Annotated in this window: 14 protein-coding genes; all 14 read right to left on the bottom strand. The window is 69.3% G+C overall.

Features of this window, described 5'->3' with window-relative positions:
- Positions 1-15 precede the first annotated feature (15 nt).
- A complete protein-coding gene (gene pks13 / locus FSW06_RS10650; RefSeq protein WP_010120655.1) occupies positions 16-4,998 on the bottom strand; it encodes a polyketide synthase Pks13 in 4,983 nt (1,660 codons plus the stop codon).
- A gap of 159 nt (positions 4,999-5,157) precedes the next feature.
- Complete coding sequence (locus FSW06_RS10645) at positions 5,158-7,041, bottom strand: FadD32-like long-chain-fatty-acid--AMP ligase (protein ID WP_010120657.1); 1,884 nt, start codon at positions 7,039-7,041, stop codon at positions 5,158-5,160.
- 84 nt (positions 7,042-7,125) lie between these two features.
- Positions 7,126-8,079, bottom strand: coding sequence for a cutinase family protein (locus tag FSW06_RS10640; protein ID WP_010120659.1), 954 nt, complete (start codon positions 8,077-8,079; stop codon positions 7,126-7,128).
- Positions 8,080-8,153: 74 nt separating this feature from the next.
- A complete protein-coding gene (locus FSW06_RS10635) occupies positions 8,154-10,127 on the bottom strand; it encodes an alpha/beta hydrolase-fold protein (RefSeq protein ID WP_211354169.1) in 1,974 nt (657 codons plus the stop codon).
- 422 nt (positions 10,128-10,549) lie between these two features.
- Positions 10,550-11,650 (bottom strand): alpha/beta hydrolase, encoded by a 1,101-nt coding sequence (locus FSW06_RS10630; protein WP_010120662.1) that lies wholly within the window; start codon positions 11,648-11,650, stop codon positions 10,550-10,552.
- A gap of 296 nt (positions 11,651-11,946) precedes the next feature.
- On the bottom strand, positions 11,947-12,462 hold the full coding sequence (locus tag FSW06_RS10625; protein WP_010120664.1) for a DUF732 domain-containing protein: 516 nt from the start codon (positions 12,460-12,462) through the stop codon (positions 11,947-11,949).
- Positions 12,462-14,417 carry an alpha/beta hydrolase-fold protein gene (locus FSW06_RS10620; protein WP_010120666.1) on the bottom strand — a complete coding sequence of 652 codons (1,956 nt, stop codon included), beginning with the start codon at positions 14,415-14,417 and terminating at the stop codon, positions 12,462-12,464. The genes FSW06_RS10625 and FSW06_RS10620 overlap by 1 nt, the downstream gene beginning before the upstream one ends.
- A gap of 154 nt (positions 14,418-14,571) precedes the next feature.
- Positions 14,572-15,309 carry a PAQR family membrane homeostasis protein TrhA gene (gene trhA, locus FSW06_RS10615; protein ID WP_010120667.1) on the bottom strand — a complete coding sequence of 246 codons (738 nt, stop codon included), beginning with the start codon at positions 15,307-15,309 and terminating at the stop codon, positions 14,572-14,574.
- A 60-nt stretch (positions 15,310-15,369) separates the two neighbouring features.
- Positions 15,370-15,765, bottom strand: a complete 396-nt coding sequence (locus FSW06_RS10610; RefSeq protein ID WP_010120668.1) for a hypothetical protein — start codon at positions 15,763-15,765, stop codon at positions 15,370-15,372.
- A complete protein-coding gene (locus FSW06_RS10605) occupies positions 15,762-16,166 on the bottom strand; it encodes a hypothetical protein (protein WP_010120669.1) in 405 nt (134 codons plus the stop codon). Before FSW06_RS10605 ends, FSW06_RS10610 begins: the two co-directional genes overlap by 4 nt.
- A gap of 129 nt (positions 16,167-16,295) precedes the next feature.
- Complete coding sequence (locus tag FSW06_RS10600; RefSeq protein ID WP_010120670.1) at positions 16,296-17,345, bottom strand: alpha/beta hydrolase; 1,050 nt, start codon at positions 17,343-17,345, stop codon at positions 16,296-16,298.
- Between the two features lie 215 nt (positions 17,346-17,560).
- Entirely contained in the window at positions 17,561-18,607 is a 1,047-nt protein-coding gene (locus FSW06_RS10595) for a decaprenyl-phosphate phosphoribosyltransferase (RefSeq protein WP_010120671.1), read from the bottom strand.
- Positions 18,604-19,143: a phosphatase PAP2 family protein gene (locus tag FSW06_RS10590; RefSeq protein WP_010120672.1), complete on the bottom strand. Its 540-nt coding sequence runs from the start codon at positions 19,141-19,143 to the stop codon at positions 18,604-18,606. The genes FSW06_RS10595 and FSW06_RS10590 overlap by 4 nt, the downstream gene beginning before the upstream one ends.
- The gene (locus tag FSW06_RS10585) at positions 19,136-21,220 is read right to left on the bottom strand and encodes a glycosyltransferase (RefSeq protein WP_040430233.1); all 2,085 of its coding nucleotides are present in this window, start codon (positions 21,218-21,220) and stop codon (positions 19,136-19,138) included. Before FSW06_RS10585 ends, FSW06_RS10590 begins: the two co-directional genes overlap by 8 nt.
- Positions 21,221-21,253 lie beyond the last annotated feature (33 nt).

Here is a 21,253-nt window from a genome sequence, read left to right as displayed (position 1 = left end):
CTCACGTCCTCCACGCTAGCTGAGGCTGTCAAGGTGCTCGACGATGTGCGCCCCGACGATCCCGATCGCCGGCTCGTCCGGCACACCCAGGTGGTCGCCGGGCAGCTGCACGATCTCCAGGTCGTCGACGATGCCGGACCAGCCGCCGTCCTCGGCGATCTCCGCGAAGGCCGGCTCCAGTTCGATCGCGCCCTCGTGCATGCCCTGCGACTTGTAGAGCGTCACCGGTGCGGTGACGTCCGCCCAGCGGGCGAAGTCGAGGGTGTCGAGGATGCGGGTGTCCACGAAGCTGGCGCGCTGGTGCTCGAGCACGCCGGCGGCGAGGCCGTGCGAGGAGGCGTCCGTGTTCGCGAGGAACCCGGTCATCAGGCCGATGAGCGCCTCCTCACCCTGCGCGTCGATGAGATCGTGCGGGACCGGCAGGTCGATGCCGTAGGTCTTCTTCGCGAAGGCGGCGTAGCGGTCCCAGCGGGCGTGCGTCTCCTCGACCGTGTCCGGTGCCGGGTGCGCCGGCTTGACGAGGTCGAGCAGTTCCAGGTGGCCGACGGTCACCTCGGGGTCGTTCTCCAGCACGGCGGCGACCTCGAAGGCCAGCGCCCCGCCGAAGCTCCATCCGCCGAGCACGACCGGACGCCCCGCCGCGAGCTTCTTCACGTCCGCGGCATAGGCGGCGGCGCGCTCGTCGAGGCTGCTCTCCAGCCGTTCCACACCGTAGACCGGCACGTCGGCGGGCAGGCGGCGGGTCAGCGGTTCGTAGACCACGCTCGACCCGCCGGCCGGGTGGAACATGAACACCGAGGGCCGGGTGGAGCCCTCCGGCCGGGCGCGCAGCACGCGGATGTTGCCCTCGACCTCGGTCTCGAAGACCTCACGGACGGCGTCCGACAGCGGTTCGAGGGTCTCCGCGGCGAGCACCTGCTCGGCGGTGATGTCCGCACCGGAGCGTTCGGCGAGCCGCCCGGCGATGGCGGTGGCGGTGGCCTCGTCGATGGTGGGCAGCGGGCTGGTCACACCGGCGGGTGCGGCGCCGGTGAGCCCGGACCACGTGCCGAAGACCATGCGCTCGGAGGCGTCGCGCGGGGCCACGCCCACGCCCTGGTGCTCGGCCTCGCCGTCGTTACCGGACGCCGCGGGCGACCCGGCGGTCTCCGGCGCAGCCGTGGACACCGTCCCGTCGGACGCGTCAGCGACAGTGTCAGCGACGGCATCATCGGCCGCACCGTCCTTCGCCGCGACCATGCGCTCGACCGAGGCGATGACATCGTCGACGGAGCCGTCGCGCAGCTCCTGGACGTTGAGCGGCGGCAGGTCGAAGTCGTACTCCACCCGGTTCTTGATGCGCATACCCATCAGCGAGTCCAGGCCGAGGTCGATCAGCGGCAGTTCACCGGGCAGGTCGTCCGCGTCATAGCCCATCGACTCGGAGACGATGTCCCGCAGCCGGTCGGCGACGCTCTGGCCGGACGCCGGATCCCAGCGTGCCCCGCCCTCGTCGACCGTCGGCAGGGCGTTGCCGGCAGTGTGGCCGGCGCTGTGACCGGTGGCGTGGTCGGTCGTGGCCGCCGGAGCCGCAGCGGCCACCGCCCCGGCCGGGCCCGCGGACGTCGCAGCACCGCCGGCCGGCAGGGTCGGCGCGAAAGCCTCCCCCACCAGCGTGGAGGTCCCGTCCGCGGCCACGACGTGGACGTGTACCGACAGGCCGCCGAGCGAGCGGGTCACCAGCGTGGTGACCCCACCGGCACCACCGTCGTCACCGGCGTCACCGGCACCGGGCAGGCCGGCGTAGGTCTCCACCGCGGCGACCTGCGCCCCGGGGATGACGGCCTCCGCCGCGGCCTCGGCGGCGGCGGCGATACTCGGCACCTCGCCGACCGGGCAGGAGAAGGCGGTCCGCCCGTCGGGCAGGGCGACCCGTGCCCCGGGCAGTCCCGCGGCCCCGGCGCCACCGGTGGGCCGGGCCTCGGTCCAGAAGTGCTGCAGGTTCCAGTGCACCCCCGGCACGTCGGCGTACGCGCCCGGATCCTCGAGGGCGGCGAGATCGGCATCCCCGCCCCGGGCGTACAGCTCGGCGAGGGTGGCCAGCAGCGTGTCCCCGCTGGGCTCCTTGCGCTTGAGCAGGTACATCAGGCTGGATTCCCCGGCGTCGTGGGCGAAGGCCGTGTTCATCATCGGCATCAGCGCGACCGGGTTCGGCGAGATCTCGACGAAGGTGCGGTGCCCCTCGTCGAACAGCGCACCGGTGGCGTCCGAGAACCAGACGGCCTGCCGGGTGCAGCGCAGGAAGTAGTCCGCGTCATGCACCACATCGCCGGGCCGGTAGACCACGCCGCGGTCGACGGTGCTGTACACGGGGGTGTGCAGCGGGCGCGGGACGATGTCGCAGATCTCAGCCTGCAGTTCGCCGAGGATCGGGTCGAGCATGCTGGTGTGCCCGGCACCCTTGACGTTCATCTTGCGGGCGAACTTGCCCTCCCCGTCGAGGTACTCCACCAGGTCGCTGACCGGCTTGTCCGGCCCGCCGACAGTGGTCATGCCCGGCGCGGCGTAGACCGCCGGCTCCACGGCGGCGAATTCGGGGTGCTCGACCTTGAACTCCTCGAGCTGGTCCACGCCGAGTTCGACGACGGCCATCGCACCGAGCTTGTCCTCGGGCAGCAGGTGCTCGCCCTCGCCCATGAGGCGGGCGCGGTGGCAGGCGACGCGCAGGGCGTCCGCCATGGTCAGTCCGCCCGCGGCGTAGGCGGCGGCGATCTCGCCCATGGACTGGCCGACGACGGCGGCCGGACGCAGCCCCGCGGCGTGCAGCAGGTCGGTCAGGGCGATCTGGATGGCGGTGATGCCCACCTGGGCGGATTCCAGGTCGAAGGTCCGTGCGTCGTCGAGGATGAGGTCGGTGAGCGACCAGCCGGCCTCGAAGCGCACGACCTCGTCGATCTCACGGATCCGGGCGGCGAACAGCGGCGAGAGGGTGTAGAGCTCCTTGCCCATCTTGCGGTGCTGGGAGCCGAACCCGGAGTAGACCCACACCGGGCCCTCGCGGTCGGGACTGTCGGCGACGGAGATGCCGGCGCCCTTCTTCCCGTCGGCGAGCCGGGTCATGCCGGCGGTGGCGGCCTCGGCATCGCGGGCGACGACGATGCCGCGGGAGCGGCCGTGGTTGTGGCCGGCGAGGCCGCGGGCGGTGGCGGCGAGGTCCACCGTCGTGCCCTTCTCCTCCAGCCAGGCGGCGAGGTCGGCGGCGGCGGTGCGGCGGCGTGACGGCAGCAGGCCGGAGACCGGCAGCAGGTGTGGCAGTTCCGTGCCGTTGTCCTGGACCGCGGTGCGGTCGAACAGGGCGGGCCGCGGGGCGGCGTCCTCGCCCGGGGTGGCGGAGGCCGGTGCCGCACCCTCCGGGGCGACGAGGACGACGTGGGCGTTGGTGCCGCCGAAGCCGAAGCCGGAGACCCCGGCGACCGGGAAGCCGGAGTACTCGGGCCACTCGCGCGGGTCCTCGATGACCTCCAGGTGGTCACGGTCGAAGTCGATGTAGGGGTTCGGGCCGGTGAAGTTCAGCGACTGCGGCAGCACCCCGTGGCGCATGGCCTCGACGACCTTGATGATCCCGGCGACGCCCGCGGCGGCCTCGCTGTGACCGAAGTTCGTCTTCGCGGAGCCGAGCAGCAGCGGGGACGCATTGTCGCGGCCTTTACCGAGCACCCGGCCGAGTGCACCGGCCTCGATCGGGTCGCCGAGGATGGTGCCGGTGCCGTGGGCCTCGACGTAGTCGACCTCGGCGGGGTTGAGGCGGGCGTCGGCGTAGGCGTCCTGCAGGACCGCGACCTGTGCCTCCGGGTTCGGGGCGGTGAGTCCGTTGGAGCGGCCGTCCTGATTCACCGCGGAGCCGGCGATGACGGCGCGGATGTCGTCACCGTCGCGGCGGGCGTCCGACAACCGCTTGAGCACGAGCACGCCCGCCCCGTCGGAGCGGACGATGCCGTCGGCGTCCTCCGAGAAGGCGCGGATACCGCCGGTGGGGCTGAGCACGCCCAGCTCGGAGAAGGCGACGGTGCCGAAGGGGTTGGCGAGGATGTTCACGCCGCCGGCCAGGGCGACGGAGGACTCGCCCTCCCGCAGGGAGCGCACCGCCTGGTGCACCGCCACGAGTGAGGAGGAGCAGGCCGTGTCCATGGCGACCGAGGGGCCGCGCAGGTCGAGGGCGTAGGACAGCCGGTTGGCGATGACGGCGCTGGAGTTGCCGGTCAGCGCGTAGGGGTGCGCGGCGGTGGGGTCCGCGCTGATGAGCATGCCGTAGTCGTTGTTCGTGGTGCCCATGAACACGCCGGTGCGGCTGCCGCGCAGGGTGTTGGCGGGGATGTGGGCGTCCTCCAGGGCCTCCCACGCCAGCTGCAGCAGGATCCGCTGCTGCGGGTCCATGTTGGCGGCCTCCACCGGGGACAGGCCGAAGAATTCCGCGTCGAAGGCGGCGATGTCGGCGAGGTAGCCGCCGGTGAGCTGGGCTTCCGCCATGCGGCGGGTCATCTCCGGGTCGCCGGCGTACTCGCTCCAGCGGCCCTCCGGCAGCTCGCCGACGCCGCTGCGGCCCTGCTCGAACAGGGTCCACATGGCGGCGACGGATTCGGCGCCCGGGAAGCGGGCGGCCGTGCCGATGACGGCGATCTGCCGGTCCTCCGGGGTCAGCCCCTCCCCCGCGGCGACGGTGACGGGGGTGGTGCCCGCCCCGGGGGTACCGGCCCCGTTGACCTGTGTCATGACATAGGAGGCGAGGGAGGCGATGGTGTTGTGCTCGTAGGCCACCGTGGCGTCCAGCGTCACGCCGGTGAGCCGTTCCAGGTCGCCGGAGAGCACGACGACATCGCGGCTGGACAGGCCGAACTCCTCGAGCAGGCCGTCATCGGTGATCTGCGAGGCCTCCGCTCCGGTGGTGGCCACCACCCAGTCACGCAGCCACGCGCGCAGCTCGGGGACGGTGGTGGGGGCACTAGCGGGCGTGGTCGACATAGTCGCGGATATTCGCCTTCCAGGAAGATGCGGCAGGGACAACGGTGAGAAGCGGTCACCGTCATGGATAAAACGACAGTGACCGCCGGACCGCTACATTCCGCCGGTCAGCACACCGGCGGGAAGCGCGGCACCAGTTTACCCGGCGCCGCTCCGATGTCAGGCGAACGCGCCCTCCGCCCACACCTTCGCCGCCACCCGGCGGGCGATCTTGTTCGCCGACGACCGCGGAATCGAGTTCGGCGCGACGATGCGCACCTCGCTCGGCTGGACGCCGTGGGCCGCGGTCACCGCGGTCGTCACGGCCGCCACGGCGTCCGCGTCGCCGGACGGGTCGGCCTCCGGATCGCGCTCGGCGATGATGACGAGCTCCTCGACATCCGACCCGTCCGTGGCACCGGCACCCGGGGCGACGGAGAAGGCGGCGAGGACACCCGTGGCGATCTGGTCGGTGGCGTCCTGCGCGGTGCCCTCGATGTCCTGCGGGTAGTGGTTGCGGCCCGCGATGACGACGAGATCCTTGATCCGGCCGGTGATGTAGAGCTGGCCGTCGACGATGGTGGCGAGGTCACCGGTACGCAGCCAGTTGTCCTCGGGGGCGTCCCCGGCGCGCGAGCCCTCGGCCAGCCGGGACGCGGCGGGCAGGCTGTTGCGGAAGGTCTCCTCGGTCTCGTCCTCGCGGTCGAGGTAGCCGGCGGCGACGTTCGGGCCGTGGATCCACAGTTCGCCGACGGTGCCCTCCGGCAGTTCCTGCCCGGTGGCCGGGTCGACGAGCACGATGACCTCGGAGGGGCCGGGCTCGCCGACGGACATGATGGGCAGGGCCGTGGCGGCGTCCGCCTCGACGGTGGTGGCGGTGCCCTCGGCGAGCTTCTCGCGGTCGAAGATGCCCGGGCGGGGCCGGTCGGCGGTCTGCGGGGTGGTGACCAGCACCGTCGCCTCGGCCAGGCCGTAGGACGGGCGCATGGCGACGCGGCGGAAACCGTAGGGGCCGAAGACCTCGTCGAAGCGGTCGACGGACTGCAGGCTGACGGCCTCGGCACCGTTGATGATGCCCTCGACGTGACTGAGGTCGACATCGGCGAGATCGGCGCGCTGCGACGGGTCGGCGTAGCGGGAGGACAGTTCCAGGGCGAAGTTCGGCACGCCCGAGTAGACGTTGTCGCCGGTGCCGTCGTCGGCGAGCTGGCGGATCCAGCGGGCCGGGTCCTGGATGAAGTCGCGCGGGCTCATGAGATCCTGGCGGATGCCGAGGATCAGGCAGAACGAGGCGAGGATGATACCCATGTCGTGGTGCAGCGGCAGCCAGTTCACCAGCCGCATCGGGAACTGGAGCTGGCCGGCCTGGAAGACCTGCAGCACGTTCGAGACGATGTTGCGGTGGGTCAGCACCACGCCGGCGGGGGTACGGGTCGAGCCGGAGGTGAACTGGAGGAAGGCGGTCGTGTCCGCGAGGTTCGCCGAGGCAAGCTCCGGGTTCGACATCGCGGCGACCATCGGGTTGACCCAGTCGTCGGCGAGCGAGTCGGGCAGGGCGTCCACCGTGAGGATGCGGGGGCGCTCCTTGGCGGGGGTGTCGGCGAAGAACCCGCGCACCGCGGAGGCGGCGTGCCGGTTCGTCAGCACCACCGTCGGGGCGGCCGCGCCGAGGACGGCGGTGAGGTGGGCGCCGTGGCCCGGCTCGGTCGGATCGTAGAGCGGCACGGGGACCGTGCCGGCGTACATCGCACCGAGGAAGCCGAAGAGGTACTCCGGGCTGTTGTTCGCGAGGATGGCGACCCGGTCGCCGCGGGTGGTCACCTGCTGCAGGCGGACGCACACCGCCTTGATCCGGGTGTTGACCTCGGCGCGGGACCAGGTGACGACCTCGCCCTCGCGGGACTGGGAGTAGTCGTGGAAGCTGAGCAGCGGTGCGTCCGTCGCCCCCTCCATCTGCGCCATGGCGAACAGCATCTCGTTCATGGTGGGCAGGGTGACCTGGTCGGGGATCACGATGCTGCCCTTGTCGTCGTAGAACTGGCTCATCGCATCGCTGAGTTCCATGTGCGCTCCTGATCGTGGGGGTGGTTTTCTCCTAGAACCATAACGGTTCAGACACGGTGATGTTACGGAAGTGACGACGGCGTGTCACCTGCCGCTGTCGACGAGGTCCTCCGCCCAACCGACGATCCATGCCGGCACCGTCTCGTCCGGGACGACGCCACCGTTCGTGGCGTACTCGGCGTGCACCTTGTTCGCCGCCACCAGGTCATTGGCCCGCTGGATCGCGTTGCCGACATCGCGGGGGGCACTGCACACCAGGTCGGCCGGGGCACAGAACTGCTTGGTGCGGTCCTGCAGGGCGCCGAAGTCCTGCGGCCGCGGGCCGCGCATCGAGGCCCCCGGCACGATCGGCTGCACCAGCGCACCCACCGAACTCAGTGCGATCTCCGCGCCGATCCCGCCGGCCTCCTTGCTACCGACCAGGTCGCCCTTGCCGTCTTCGCGGCGTCCGTCCGCGATAAGCGAGACGCCCGCGATGTTCTCCGCGGGCACCGGGCCGTTACCGTTGCCGATGTCGGTGGCGAGGTCGCCGGTGAGTACGGCACCCTGGCTGAAGCCGACGAGGATGAAACGGGTCCCCGGGCACTCGCCGTGGGTCGCCGACAGCTCGGCGGACAGGCGGTTCTGGCCCTCGGTACGGGAATCGTCGTAGCTCATCTCGCCGAGCGCGCCGATGTTGCGGAACTGGGCTGCGTAGGGCAGCGTCCAGACCTTCACCCCGCCGTTCGCGCCGTCGCTGGGGCCGTCGACCGACCCGTACTTCTCCTGCAGCGGGCGGGTGACGTTGAGCAGCAGGGAGTTCGGGTTGGCCGTCGGGTTGAACGGGTCGTCGTCGGCGTTGGACTCCCACGTGCCCGGCGCGGCGGCCACCTCGTAGGCCGGGCAGCTCGCCGGCTGTTCGGGGGTCTCCGTGGGTGTCGGGCCACCGGCGTTGCCACCGTGGTCGTCGCGTCCGCGGTCGCCCAACCACGTGCCGAATCCGATGATGAGGATGACGACGAGGATGATGGCCGCGAGCACGGTCAGGAGCTTCTTCATGCCTGGTTACGCTACCCGGTCTGACTGGCAGCGGGCTGAGAGACCGGCGGCGGGTTGTTACGCCGCGGTGATCGTCACCGTGCCGTCCGCGTTACCGTGGCCTTTCCGAATCGGTCGACGCGGATGGTTCCACGCTGGAAGGTGGCTTCCCGGGCGCCGTCGGAGAGCATCACCTCATCCGTGACCGGGTAGCCGAGACCCTCCGGGTGCTCGAATCCCTCACTACGCCAGGCCTCGTAGAGCGGTCCCCGGTACATCAGGTGGACTCCGGTAGACGGGCTGTTGTAGATCAGACCACGGTCGAACCGGCTGAACGAGCCACCGTCAGCGAGGTCCGATCGCTGGTCATTGGTGGGATAGCCGAGTGAGCCTTCGGGGCCTCCGAGCTCAGTCAGGTAGCGCTCACCGATCTCACCCTCGACACTGGCGACCGTGCCGTCCGAGGAACGGAAGATCACACCGTTCTCGAAGTTCTGCCTGGCACCGCCGCCGGGAACCTCCGTCTCCGCGGAGGTCGGGTAACCCAGCCCGTGCTCATAGTCCTTGCGTCCCCAGGCAGAGACAACGTCGCTCTTCACCGCGAACGTTCCGTAGGTCGAGGTGTGGTGGATACGGCCACCCTCATACCTCACCCATGCTCCGTTCTCGAGGCGGCCTTCCTCACGCAGCGGATAGCCGAGCCAGGAATCCGGACCACCCATCGACGAATAGAGGGCACCGGTCCGGCCCCACTGCGCATAGGCCGTATCCTGCCCCGGTGCGAGGAAGATCCGCCCGTCCCGGAAATCCTGGATTTTGCCGCCGCGGGGCCCGTCGTACACGTTGGTGATGCAGTCACCGAGATCACGTCGACGATCCCGGTCGACCGCCTCCTTGAACTTCCCTTCCACGACGCAGTCCGCAGCCGTGTCCTCGGTCGGTATTCCCCACTTCTCGGCGATGAGGGGCCACATCTGCTTGATCTCGTATTCCCAGTAGGGCCAGCTGTGCGTCCCGTCCGGACGCCATACCGTGTGAACATCGACGCCCGACAGTGCCGCCGCGTTCGCGAAAGTCTGGGAACTCATCCGGGCCACCATCTCCTTCTCATTCGGCAGCGCGTCGGGCTTGTCGTTGTTCCCCGGGAAACCGGTTCCCGACGAGACGTAGAGGAGTTTTCCTTTCAGCTTCCGGACACTGAGCTTCGGATCGTGCTCCCGCCAGTTCTTCGAGTAGTACGGACCCCACATCCTGGTGGCGTCAAAGCCCGCACCCTTCATCGTGTTTCCCAGGACCAGAGGCATGCCCGGGCTGGTCGTGTCGAGATAACCCGAGAACGACCCGACGGAATCAAACATGTCGGGGTGCCGTGCTGCGAGATTGAAGGCACTGGTGCCGCCCATGGAGAGCCCGACAATCGCACGGTGGTCTTCCTCGGTACGCCACTGTGCCAGGACAGGGGGAAGCTCCTCTGTCAGGAAAGTCTCCCACCGGTAGTACTTACCGTTGTCGGGCTGTTCCCAGTCAGAGTAGAAGGACCCGGAGCCGCCGACCGGAAGCACGAGGTTGACGTTCTTGTCCGCGAAGAAGTCCACGGCATCGGTCTTGTAGGACCAGCCGTTCTCCTTATCGCTTCCCCACATACCGCCGAGCATCCAGATCGACGGAAATGTCCGGTCCGGACTGGAGTACCAGTCACGGGCAAGATGGATCTGTACCTTCTGCACCTCGCCGTTCATCGCCGGCGACGTGATCGAGACCCTCGCCCACCGGCTCTCCATCCATTCGATCCTGGTGACCTCGACCCCGTCCGGAAGTCCCGGGACATCGGGGTTGATCTCTTCTGCCAGAACCTGACGTTCCGGAGCCGGGCCCGGATCAAGATCCGCGTCACGGGAGCCGGCAGGCGGTGCGATGTTGCCGGTCTCCGCGCGCGGCGTAGTCCCCTGGGCATCATCAGCCCGGGTATCCGCGTCCACGGTGGCAGTCACCGACGGATCAGCAGGTTCGGCCGAGGCCGGGGCCACCATCGGGAGCACGAGCGCGACAGCAGTGACAGGCGCCAGCACCCCGACCCAGGATCGTCGGCGGGCAGAGTAGTGGTCGGAGCGGGTCCTTATGGGACGCATGGTCATTTCCCTCATGTGGTGAGCCGTCAAATTAACCATCTGTTACTCCTGTGACTGGAGTGACGACAGTTTAACGTCATAAAGGTAGACCGATTGCGCTCACATGTCCATCCTGACCTGCACGGAAGTGGCCGGAAACTCAGCCCACTGCCCGGTGTGACCCCTCCTGTTCGCTCTATTCCCCCGCCTCACCGGTTTTTCACACCTCCACCGCATCTCACGATGAGAGACGTGCAGGTCAGAGTGTTTCCCGCGGCGTCCGGCCGGCCAGCCAGGTGTGAAAACCGGCGGGGCGGGGTGGACGGGGCCGACGGATGCCGTAGACGGGTGCCGTGGACGGCGGGAAACGGGAGGAGGAGGACTTACTCCTCGATCCCCAGCGAGGAGGCGATGAGCGGCCACGCCGTCTCCAGGTCCTTCTGCCACGACATCCAGTTGTGCGAGCCCGCCGGCCGCAGGTTGGACTGCACCTTCACCCCGGCGAACGCCGCCTGGGTGAGGAAGGTCTGCGCGTTGAGCCGGGCGACCGCCTCCGTCGCCTGGTTGATCTGGTCGATCGACGGGTCACCGTAGCCCTCCCCCGGGTAGGGCACCCCGGTGCCGGCGGAGACGAAGACGGCGGTGTTGCGCAGGTTGCCGATCATCAGCTTCGGATCGTGGTCACGCCAGCCCTGCGAGTAGTACGGTCCCCACATGTTCGTCGCGGTCCGGCCGTAGGTCTGCATCTCCGTGCCGATGGCCTCGGGCATGCCGGGCGAGGTGGTGTCCAGGAAACCGGACATCGACCCGGCGAACTGGAACAGGTCCGGGTGCCGTTCGGCGAGCAGCATGGAGGCCGTGGCCCCCATGGACACGCCCATGATGCCGCGGTGGTTGTTGGACCGCATGTCCCGGGCGAGCAGGCCGGGCAGTTCCTTGGTCAGGAAGGTCTCCCAGTTCAGCTGGGCGCCCAGGTCGGGCTTCTCCCAGTCGGTGTAGAAGGAGGCGTAGCCGCCGACCGGCAGGACCACGTTGATGTTCTTGTCGGCGTAGTGGGTCAGGGCATCGCCGCGGTCCTTCGGCAGCCAGGCACTGTGCTCCTCACTGCCGTAGAGTCCGTTGAGCCCCCACAGGGAGGGGAAGCTCTCGTCGGGGTGGGTGTACCAGTCCTTCGCGAGGATCATCTCGACGACCATGTCGTCGAACTTCATGGCGGGGGACGTGATGTGGACGCTCTTGACGCGTCCCTGAGGATCCCCGTCGAGATCGTCGACCCGGGTGATGCGCACCCCGTCAGGCACGGCGGGCGGGTCCTGCGGGACGCTCGACTGATCCGGGTGGATGCTCGATCCGGCGATCTGGTCGGACAGGGACGCATCCCCGCCGGAGCTTCCTGCGCTACCGGCGCTCCCGGCATTTCCTGAGTCCGTCGGCAGATCATCGGCGGCGGCGAGGGCAGGGTGGACAGTGAGGGCGGCGGCCATGAGCACCGCCGGAATTGTTCTCCTGAAACTCAGTCAGAAAGAGTACAACACTCCTGCAGCCGCCGCGGTGGGGACCGGAAACTGCTCCCGGGGGTGCCCCACCCGCGACGTGCCCCTGACCCCGACACGAACCCCGATGTCCGCGGAACGAACCGGCAGGCGGATTTTCCTGCCTCTGAGCAGCACCTCGGCTCGTGAACCCGACCGCCCCGGGACCCGACCGACACCTCGGTTCGTGAACCCGACACCGGGGACGACGCTCACGACCCCGCTCCGGCAGGGACCGGAAACTGTCCCTAGGCGCCGCAGTAGGTCGAGGAGGCGGCGTCCCGGATGACGGAGGCCACCTGCTCCGGGTCCTTGTCGGTCACGCCCTGCCCCTGCAGCTGGCCGGCGACGGCGAGGATGAAGCCCGTGTCCTCCCCGGAGGACTGGCTGCGGCAGTAGTCGTTCGCCACGGCGATGACCTGGTCCTGGACGATCTGGTCCTTGATCTCCAGGCCGTTGCTCTTGAGCTCGTCGAGGAACTTGTGGTCCTTGTCGTTGCGCACGGCGGACTCGGGGGGCAGCTCGGTGACCTCCGTGATCCCGGCGGCGGCGTCCTCCCCGTTACCGGAGTGCGGCGACGGTGTGGTGGTCTCCACCGGGGACGTGGCGGACGCCGATCCGGAACTGCGGGTCCCGCCCGGTGCCACGCTGGGCGTCGAGCTGACGTCGCTGCTGTCGACCGTCGAGCCGTCGTCCCCGCAGGCGACCAGCAGGCCGCCGCCGAGGGCCACGGCGCAGGCGAGTGTGAGGATGCGGTTCTTCATCAGTTCTTCTCGATCTTTCCGTTGATCTGGCGGATCTCACCGTGCTGGAACTTCACCACGCGGCCGCCGCCGGGGATGTCGGACTCGTCCTCGACCGGGAAGCCGTAGCGTCCCTGCTCGTAGTCCTCCTCGCCCCAGGCCTTGAAGATGTCGCCGCGGGAGAGGCTGTGGGCGCCGGTGTCGCCGGACCAGTAGATGTTGCCGTGCTCGAACTCGGTGAACTTGCCGCCGTTGACGCTGATCTCACCGGTGGTCGGGAAGCCGAGACCGGACTTCGACGGGCCGCCGTCGCCGACGTACTTCGCGGCGATCGCACCCTGGACGTAGTTGACCTTGCCGTCCTTGCGCAGGATCACGCCGTTCTCGAACTTCTGCCACTGGCCGCCGTCGATGTCGGTCTCGGGCTCGATGGGGAAGCCCAGCGGGCCGTTCTCCCAGCCGGTCTGACCCCAGCTGTCGATGATGTCGCTCTTCACGGCGACGGCACCGGTCTCCGGGGTCCAGTAGATGTTGCCGTGCTCGAAGGAGACGAAGCGGCCGCGACCGCCGGCGATGGTGTGCTCCTCGGAGGTCGGGTAGCCGAGCCAGGAGTCCGCGCCGCCCATCTCGGAGTAGCGGGCGCTGATCCGGCCCCAGGTGGCGTGGGCGCCGGTGCCCGGCTTCCACCAGACGCGGCCGTTGCGGAAGTCCTGGACCTTGCCGCCGTCCTTCGCGTCGTACTCGTCGGACAGGCAGGTGCCCAGCTCCGCGGAGACCTCGTCGGCCTTCTTGGCGATGTCACCCTTCGGCGCGCAGGTCGTGCCGGTCTCGTCGTCGCCGAGGCCGAAGGTCTTGGCCATGTAGGGCCAGGCCTGCGTCATCTCGTACTGCCAGTAGGGCCAGTCGTGGGTGCCCGAAGGGCGGAACTTCGTGATGGTCTGGACGCCGGCCTGGTTCGCCGCGTTGACGAAGGAGTCCGCCGTCATGCGCGACAGGGCCTCCAGGCCGAACGCCGCCGGGTTCTCCGGGTAGCCGGGGACCGGGCCCTGGCGGTCGTAGGCGCCGGCGTTGCCGTTGCCCGCGGAGACGTAGACGGTCGTATCCTTGAGCTTGCCGACGTTCAGCTTCGGGTCGTTGTCCTTCCAGCGCTGCGAGCCGTAGGGGCCCCACATCTTCTGCGCGTCGTAGCCGGAGCCGTCCTTGACGGCGTAGCCGATGGCGAAGGGCATGCCGGGCGAGGTGATGTCGAGGTAGCCGGAGAAGGAACCGACGAACTGGAACATGCCGGGGTTGTGGGCGGCCAGGTTGACCGCGGCGGTGCCGGACATCGACAGGCCGGTCAGGGCGCGCTGCTCGTTGGTGCGCCAGCCCTCGCGGAGCACCGCGGGCAGTTCCTTGGTGAGGAAGCTCTCCCAGTTGTAGGTCACGCCGGGCTCCGGCTGCTGGTCCCAGTCGGTGTAGAAGGAGGAGTTGCCGCCGATCGGCATGACGACGTTGACGTTCTTGTCGGCGTAGAACTGCGCGATGTTCGTCGACAGCATCCAGCCGCTCTCGTCATCACGGGCGCGCAGGCCGTCGAGGGCCCACACTGACGGGAAGGTCTTATCTGGCTGGCTGTACCAGTCCCGGGCGAGCAGGATCTGCACCTTGACCGGGTGCTCCGGCATGGCCTTGGAGTTGATGAAGACGTTGACCATCCGGTCGGTGAGCCACTCGACGCGGTCGACGGAGACGCCGTCGGGCAGTCCCGGCAGGTTCTGGTTCTCCACGGACTGCGGCACGCGCTCCGGAATGCTCTGCGGATCGAGGTAGTTACCGATCGAGTTCGGGTTCGGGGCGGGCTGGTCGTCCTGGGCGGCGGCCGAGGGTGCCAGGGGCAGTGCCAGGGCCGCGGCCAGCGGGAGCGCCAGCACCGAGGCACTCATCCGCCGCGTGGCGTGGGAACGGGGGGACTTCTTCGCGGCGATGCGCTTCATGTGTCGCTCTTTCTTCTCGTCAATCCGGCGGTGGCGCCACGGTCCGTCGTGGTCTGGTCAGGTGTCGGGGTATGTGGTGAGACAACGGTCATTATGTCAATGCACCGCAGTCCGCCGGCGCCGACACGCCAATACCTCAAGTTCTAGTTGAAGGTTACCCCAGAATCAACAGCCAGACGGCCACATGGTGCAGCGCAGCCGCCACAATCGTCGCCGCATGGAACACCTCGTGGAAGCCGAACCACCGCTCCGACGGATTCGGACGCTTCCGTCCGTACACCACCGCCCCCGCCGAATAGATCAGCCCGCCGACGACGATCAGCACCCCCGGCACCACCGGGAGAGCCGTCACGAACCCACCGAGCTTCAGCACCGCCACCCAGCCCAGCACCAGGTACACGATGACGTCCACCCACCGCGGATGGCCGATCCAGAAGACGTTCAACGCCACTGCCGCCACGGCCGCGGCCCAGCACACCGGCAGAATCCACAGTCCGCCCGACCAGCTGTCGAAGGAGTAGACCGTCACCGGCCCGTAGGTACCGGCGATGAACACTGCGATCATCGAGTGGTCAGCCCGGCGCCACGCCTGCACCGTCGCCTCACTGCGCCACGGGGCACGGTGGTACAGCGCCGAGACGGTGAACAGGCCGATGAGGCACAGCGTGTACAGCGCCGTCACCCAGGTCAGCGCGCTCACACCGTGGAGCACCGCCGCGGCCACGGTCAGTGCGGTGCCGGTGCCCGCGAAGTACCAGGCGGCATTCTCGTGGAGCCGCCCGCGCAGGGCGGGCCGGGGGCCCCGGTCGACAGGACGCCGCCGCCCGGTGTTCCGGTGCGGGCCGTGGGACCCGTGGGCGGCGTCCGCCGGGTGGGGTGAGGTATGTGCCATGGCCCCGAGTCTACGGTGGGACAGCAGCACAGCAGCCCTGTCCGGGGGGCGGCGGGTCGGTCACCGACGGCCGGTCCGCCAGGCCCACACCGACCACCCCAGGCCGACGAGTGCGGCGACCGGCCAGAACCACACGTACACCTCCGGCGGCAACGGCCCCTGGAGCTGCCGGAGCTGCTCACCCGACAGGAAGTCGAGACCGCTGCGGGGCGGATCCGGGTAGGTCAACGCCCACGGCACCGGAGGCGTCCGGACCTCCTCGGTGCCGGCGAACCGGGCGAGCAGGGCACCGACGGCACTGACCAGTGCCAGGACCGTCAGGGGGAACGACACCCAGAACCAGGGGAAGCGGGGCGTCCGGTCGGCGGTGCGGGACGCCGGACGCCGCGCGGTGCGCAGCAGGACCACCCCGGCCACGGCCGTCACGACGACGGCGATGAGGAAGACCAGCGTCATATCCGCCTCCTGCGCCAGGCCCACGCCGTCAGTCCCAGGCCGAGGAGCGCGGCGAGCGGATAGATGACACGGGCCCACTCCCCGGGCAGCAGCAGTCGCCAGGCCTGGTCGTCGGAGAGGTAGTCACCCCGGAACCTGTCCCAGTCCGACGGCTCGTCCGCGTCCCCCAACGGCATGTACATCGTCCAGCCGAAGTTCCCGCCGCCGGCCGTGACCCCGTCCCCCGGCAGCCAGGCGCCGATGGCGAGGGCCACGACCACGGCGGTGGCGGGGAAGATGAGCCAGAACCACGGGAAACCGGCGGCGCTGTCCACACCGGCGATGTAGGCGGCACGGCGGGGCAGCACCGCACCGGCGACCAGGGCGATGACCAGCACGGCGAAGATGAGCAACCACGTCATGGCACGAAACTATCAGGCGCGCCCGCCGGGGCGCGGACAGGGACGGCAACGGCCCCGCCCGGAAGAAACCGGGGCGGGGCCGTGGGGAGAGGTGACGGTGACCGGTGCGGGCCGGTCACGGTCGGTGGATCACCAGGCGGGGCCTTCAGCGCGGAACTGCACGCCGAGCGCGTCGAGAATCGCCGGGCGGGCGTTCTTCAGCTCGGGGTTCCACAGCGTCCAGTTGTGGATACCCTGCATCGGGTAGCTGACCTGGACGTTCGCGCCGGCGGCGCGGGCGGCCAGCTCGAAGGGGGCGGTCTCGGTGCGGGCCATGAGCTCGAGACCGAAGCCGGCCATGCCACCCATCGGGTCGGCGAAGAAGTCGTCGTTCGGGCCGGCGATACCGGTACCCGCGGAGAGCCAGACGGGCAGACCGTTGAGCTTCGGGACGTTGAGCAGCGGGTCATTGCGGAACCGGGCCGGGTCCAGCGGCAGGCCCCACATGTCCCAGATATTCGCGCCCGGGTTGCCCTCACCCATGGCGTACTGCAGGGCGAGGTACATGCCCGGCGCCGTGGTGTTCAGGTAACCGGACAGCGAGGTGACCTGCTTGAACTGGTCGCGGTGGTTCGCCGCGAGGTTCAGGGCGGCGGTACCGCCCATGGACAGGCCGACGACCGCGTTGTTGTTCTGCGAGATGCCGTACCCGGCGGCCAGCTGCGCGGGCAGCTCACTGGTCAGGAAGGTCTCCCAGCGGGGGTTGAACGGCCCCTGGGAGCCGTGGTACTGACCGACCCAGTCGGTGTAGAACTGCGACGGGCCGCCGACCGGCATGACGACGTTGACGTCGTCATTGGTGAAGACGGAGCCGATGTCCCCCTGCCAGGTCCAGCCGTTCCAGTCCTGGCGGGCACGCAGACCGTCGAGCATGTAGACGGCGGCATCACTGTTGGAGCGCTTGATCTGGACCTGGATGTCCTGACCCATGGCGTCCGAGTGGAACCAGCAGTTCTGAACGAAGTTGCCATAATCGCTCCAGCTGCATTTCGGCCCGAGAACGTCCCGGTCGTCGGCGGAGGCCGACGAGGTGGCGACGGTCGCGATGCCGACCGCGGCTGCGGCAGCGGTGAGGAACGCGGCGACCTTCCGACCGAGCGTTCCGGTACGGGAGCGGTGCTTCCCAGTAGCTGTAGTCATATCTCTCTCTATCGTCCAGATCAGGGCACCGGTGAGCAGGTGCCCTGTCTCTCGTCCCGACGGCCTCTCCCGCCGCCGGGTCCATCAACCTCTGGAACGTTACCAAAAAGTGATGTTGTCCCCTAACCCAACGGGGAAACTACTTCCGGCGTTACACCGGATGCAGATCCCCGCGGCCGGAGCTCAACTGCTCAGGCGCTCAGAGGAACAGGCACTCAGGCGAAGGCGTAGACCGCCACCGCGATGACGATCACCCACGCCAGCGCCAGGAGCTGCAGCACCCGGTCCTTCAGCGCGATCTCGTCCGGCGCACCGCCCTCACCGCGGTCCACGTCGGCGGCGTACCGCAGGATGGCGACGGTGAAGGGCACCATCGAGACCTCGTACCAGACCGAGGCGTCCGGGTTCTTCTCCCCCATCTCGAAGCCCCACAGCGCATAGGACAGGACCACGGCGGTCGCCGCCATCGTCCACACGAAGCGCAGGTAGGTCGGCGTGTAGCTCTCCAGCGACTTGCGGATCTTCGCACCCGACCGCATCGACAGCTTCAGTTCCGCGTAGCGCTTGCCGGCCGCCATGAACAGCGAGCCGAAGGCCGCGACCAGCAGGAACCACTGGGACAGGTCGATGTCCGCCGCCACGCCGCCGGCCATGGTGCGCAGCATGAACCCGGACGAGACCAGCGCGATGTCGATCACCGGCTGGTGCTTCCAGCCGAAGCAGTAGCCCAGCTGCAGGGCGATGTACACCGCGATGACGATGGCCAGCCCGTAGCCGGAGGTCGACAGGAAACTCAGCCCCACCGCGGCGATGATGAGCACCACCGCCATCGCGTAGGCGAGCCCCACCGGCAGCATGCCGGCCGCGATCGGCCGGAACCGCTTGGTGGGGTGCGCCCGGTCCGCCTCGACGTCACGGGCGTCGTTGATGAGGTAGATCGAGGAGGCTCCGAGGCAGAACACGACGAAGGCGATGACGATGTCGAGGATCGTCCCGCCGTGGAACAGCTGGTCACCGCCGGCGGCCGCCGGGGCGGCGACGACGAGGACGTTCTTCACCCACTGCTTGGGACGCAGCGCCTTGGTCATCGCGTCGAGCAGGTTCTTCGGCGGCGCGAGCGTCTTCCCCTCACCGTCGGTGGAGGTGGCGGTGTTGCGCTCGTCCCATGCCGCGACGTCGTCCGGGTCGTCCAGACCAGAGGTGTGCGGCTCCGACCCCAGGTACAGGCTCTCCCTGTCCCGGTCCCGGTTCTCTTCGCTCATCGCGTCCGTGCCTTCCTGTCGTCTGTTGCGTACCGGTGGACAGCCTGCTCCACCGCGGCGCCGATCGCCACCCCTGCGCACACGTCCGTCGGATAGTGGACGCCGAGCACGAGCCGGGAGGCCATCATCACCGGAATGCCCGCGAGCGGGACCGGTGAGCCGGTGATCCGCGACAGCGCGATCAGCGCCGCCGTCGTCGAGGTGACGTGCGAGGACGGGAAGCTGAGGCTGCTCGGCGTCCCGACGCCCACCCGGATCCGCGGATCGTGCGGCCGCTTCCGGCGCACCACCCGCTTGATGACCACGGAGGCCGCGTGGGCGGTGAACGCGGACGCCCCGAGGGCGAGCCAGGCGTCCCGTCCGGTGCGGGCACTGCGGTCGTTCCGGTGCAGCACCGTACCTGCCGCCGCGAGGCCGAGCCAACCCAGCGAGTGTTCGCCGAAGTGGCTGAGGCTGCGGGCGGTGGGCAGGACGCCGGGGATGTCGGCCACGGCACTCTGCAGGGCGACGAGGACGTCCGCCTCGGCTCTACTCACCGGACTCACCGGACCCGCTGGACCCGCTGGACGCCTCCGGTGCAGGCTCGAAGATCCTGCCCCAGGCGTCGAAGCTGGTCAGCTCCGGGTGGGCGACGCGGTAACGCTGACGCATCTCGTCGAAGCGGTTGTAGACCTCCTTCTGGAGGCGGGCCGACTCGGTCGCCAGCTCCTTCGCCTTGTCCCGGTCGCGCTTGCGGTAGACCACACCCCGACCGTCGGCCGTGGTGACGGTGGCACCGTCGACCCGGCCGAGGGAGAACCAGCGGGCCTCGATCGGCGGAAGGTTGACCTGCGGCACCTCGTGGTGGTGCGGGTCGGCGGTACGCAGGTTGTTCGCCACGACCTTCGCCAGGGTGCCCACCTTGGCCACCAGGGACAGCGGGATCTTCGTCAGGTTCGCCGGACCACCGTCCGCCGGCGGCAGCTCGGAGGCCGAGGGGACGACGACGGCGTCCGGGAAGGTCTTGCGCAGCGCGTTGATGCGCGGCAGTGCGGTACCCAGGATGTCGAAGAGCTGCTCCGGGCCGGCGAGGAAGTCCTTCATGGCCTCGTTCTGCACCGCGACGGTGGAGTACTCGAGGCACATGAGGTGCTTCGCGGTGGCCTTGGCCATCGAGGCGATGAGCCCGCTGGGGCTGCCCTCGTGCTGCAGTGCGGCGACGATGAGCCGGTTGCGCAGGTGGAAGTAGGCCTGCCAGTCGATCGCGTCGTCCTTGTCGGACCAGGCCATGTGCCAGATCGCGATGCCCGGCCAGGAGGCGGTCGGGAAACCGTGGTCACGGGACCGCAGCCCGAACTCGCCGTCGTCCCACTTGATGAACAGCGGGAGCGGCTGGCCGACCGTGTCGGCGACGACGCGCGGGATCATGCACATCCACCAGCCGTTGTAGTCGGCGTCGATGCGGCGGTGCAGGTCCTTGGAGTCCACGTACTCGCCCGAGGCGGTCTTGCCGTACTCACCGCGGTCGCGCAGCGGGTGGTTGTAGAAGTCGTGGTCGTAGTGGGTGTGCGGCGCGGCGGTCCACATGAAGCTGCCGCGGTCGATGATCTCACCCATGGTGTGCAGGTGGGAGCGCTCCTGCAGGTTCAGCATCTGCCCGCCGACGAGCATCGGGGACTCCGCGTACCGGGCGGCGGCCAGGGCGCGCAGCACACTGTCCGGCTCGATGGCGATGTCGTCGTCCATGTAGAGGATGAACGGGCTGTCGGTGCCGCGCTCCGGGTGGCGGGCCTCGTACATGATGCGCGAGTAGCCGCCGGAGCCGCCGAGGTTGCCCTGCACCGGCATGCGCAGCCGGTCACCGTAGAACTCCTCGACCGCGGCGAAGCCCGGCTCGTCGTTCGGGTGCTGCGTGCCCTGGTCGGGCATGATGAGCGCGTCGACGACCGAGTCCACGACCGGGTCGGAGGAGAGGGCCTCGAGTGCGGCGACGGCGTCCGCCGGGCGGTTGAAGGTGGGGATGCCGATGGTCACGCGCGGCTCGCGGGCCGGCAGGGAGTCGCCGGCATGCAGCGTGGTCTTCTCCCCGGTCGCCTGGTCGACGACGACCGTGTCGGAGACGAGCTGCTGGGGGCCCGCGTCGACGGTGGCGTACCAGCCGGCGGCGTGGACCGTGGTCTCGGTCTCGCAGGTGAGGTCGAACCAGATCCAGCCGCCGTCCTCGAACGGGGCGAGGGAGACGGTGAACTCGATGGTGCCGCGGCCGTCGGCGTCCTTGTCCTCCTCGGCGACGCTGCCGCCGTCGACGGCGATGCGGGAGCCGTCGATCTTCGACCGGTAGATGTCGACGCGCACGTCACCGGTCAGTTCGATCCGCAGCTGGACCTCGCTCAGCTGGCTCCACCGGCGCCAGTAGGACGCCGGGAATCCGTTGAAGTAGGTCTCGAAGCTGACCTCGGTACCGGCGGGAATGCGGGCCTCCGTCCGGCTCAGCGCGGTGACCCGGCCCGGTGCCGCCTCGTTCTCCACGATGTAGAGGGAACGGACGTCCCGCGGCTCACCCCGCTTCGGCAGGATCACCCGGGCGAGTCGCCGCGGGTCGAAGGTCTCGCTCATCTCACTGGTTGCGCTCATAAAAGTTCTACGCCGGCTTCCGGTAGACAGTTG

It is taken from the genome of Corynebacterium nuruki S6-4, from assembly GCF_007970465.1.
Classification (GTDB): Bacteria; Actinomycetota; Actinomycetes; order Mycobacteriales; family Mycobacteriaceae; genus Corynebacterium; species Corynebacterium nuruki.
This window is presented reverse-complemented; position numbering and strand designations above follow the sequence as displayed.

Coding starts and splice junctions, on each gene's coding strand:
- FSW06_RS10595 (WP_010120671.1), bottom strand. CDS start 18,607: ATGAGCGAAGAGAACCGGGACCGGGACAGGGAGAGCCTGTACCTGGGG.
- FSW06_RS10600 (WP_010120670.1), bottom strand. CDS start 17,345: ATGACTACAGCTACTGGGAAGCACCGCTCCCGTACCGGAACGCTCGGT.
- FSW06_RS10640 (WP_010120659.1), bottom strand. CDS start 8,079: ATGAAGAAGCTCCTGACCGTGCTCGCGGCCATCATCCTCGTCGTCATC.
- FSW06_RS10585 (WP_040430233.1), bottom strand. CDS start 21,220: ATGAGCGCAACCAGTGAGATGAGCGAGACCTTCGACCCGCGGCGACTC.
- FSW06_RS10605 (WP_010120669.1), bottom strand. CDS start 16,166: ATGACGTGGTTGCTCATCTTCGCCGTGCTGGTCATCGCCCTGGTCGCC.
- trhA (WP_010120667.1), bottom strand. CDS start 15,309: ATGGCACATACCTCACCCCACCCGGCGGACGCCGCCCACGGGTCCCAC.
- pks13 (WP_010120655.1), bottom strand. CDS start 4,998: ATGTCGACCACGCCCGCTAGTGCCCCCACCACCGTCCCCGAGCTGCGC.
- FSW06_RS10630 (WP_010120662.1), bottom strand. CDS start 11,650: ATGGCCGCCGCCCTCACTGTCCACCCTGCCCTCGCCGCCGCCGATGAT.
- FSW06_RS10620 (WP_010120666.1), bottom strand. CDS start 14,417: ATGAAGCGCATCGCCGCGAAGAAGTCCCCCCGTTCCCACGCCACGCGG.
- FSW06_RS10610 (WP_010120668.1), bottom strand. CDS start 15,765: ATGACGCTGGTCTTCCTCATCGCCGTCGTCGTGACGGCCGTGGCCGGG.
- FSW06_RS10645 (WP_010120657.1), bottom strand. CDS start 7,041: ATGGAACTCAGCGATGCGATGAGCCAGTTCTACGACGACAAGGGCAGC.
- FSW06_RS10625 (WP_010120664.1), bottom strand. CDS start 12,462: ATGAAGAACCGCATCCTCACACTCGCCTGCGCCGTGGCCCTCGGCGGC.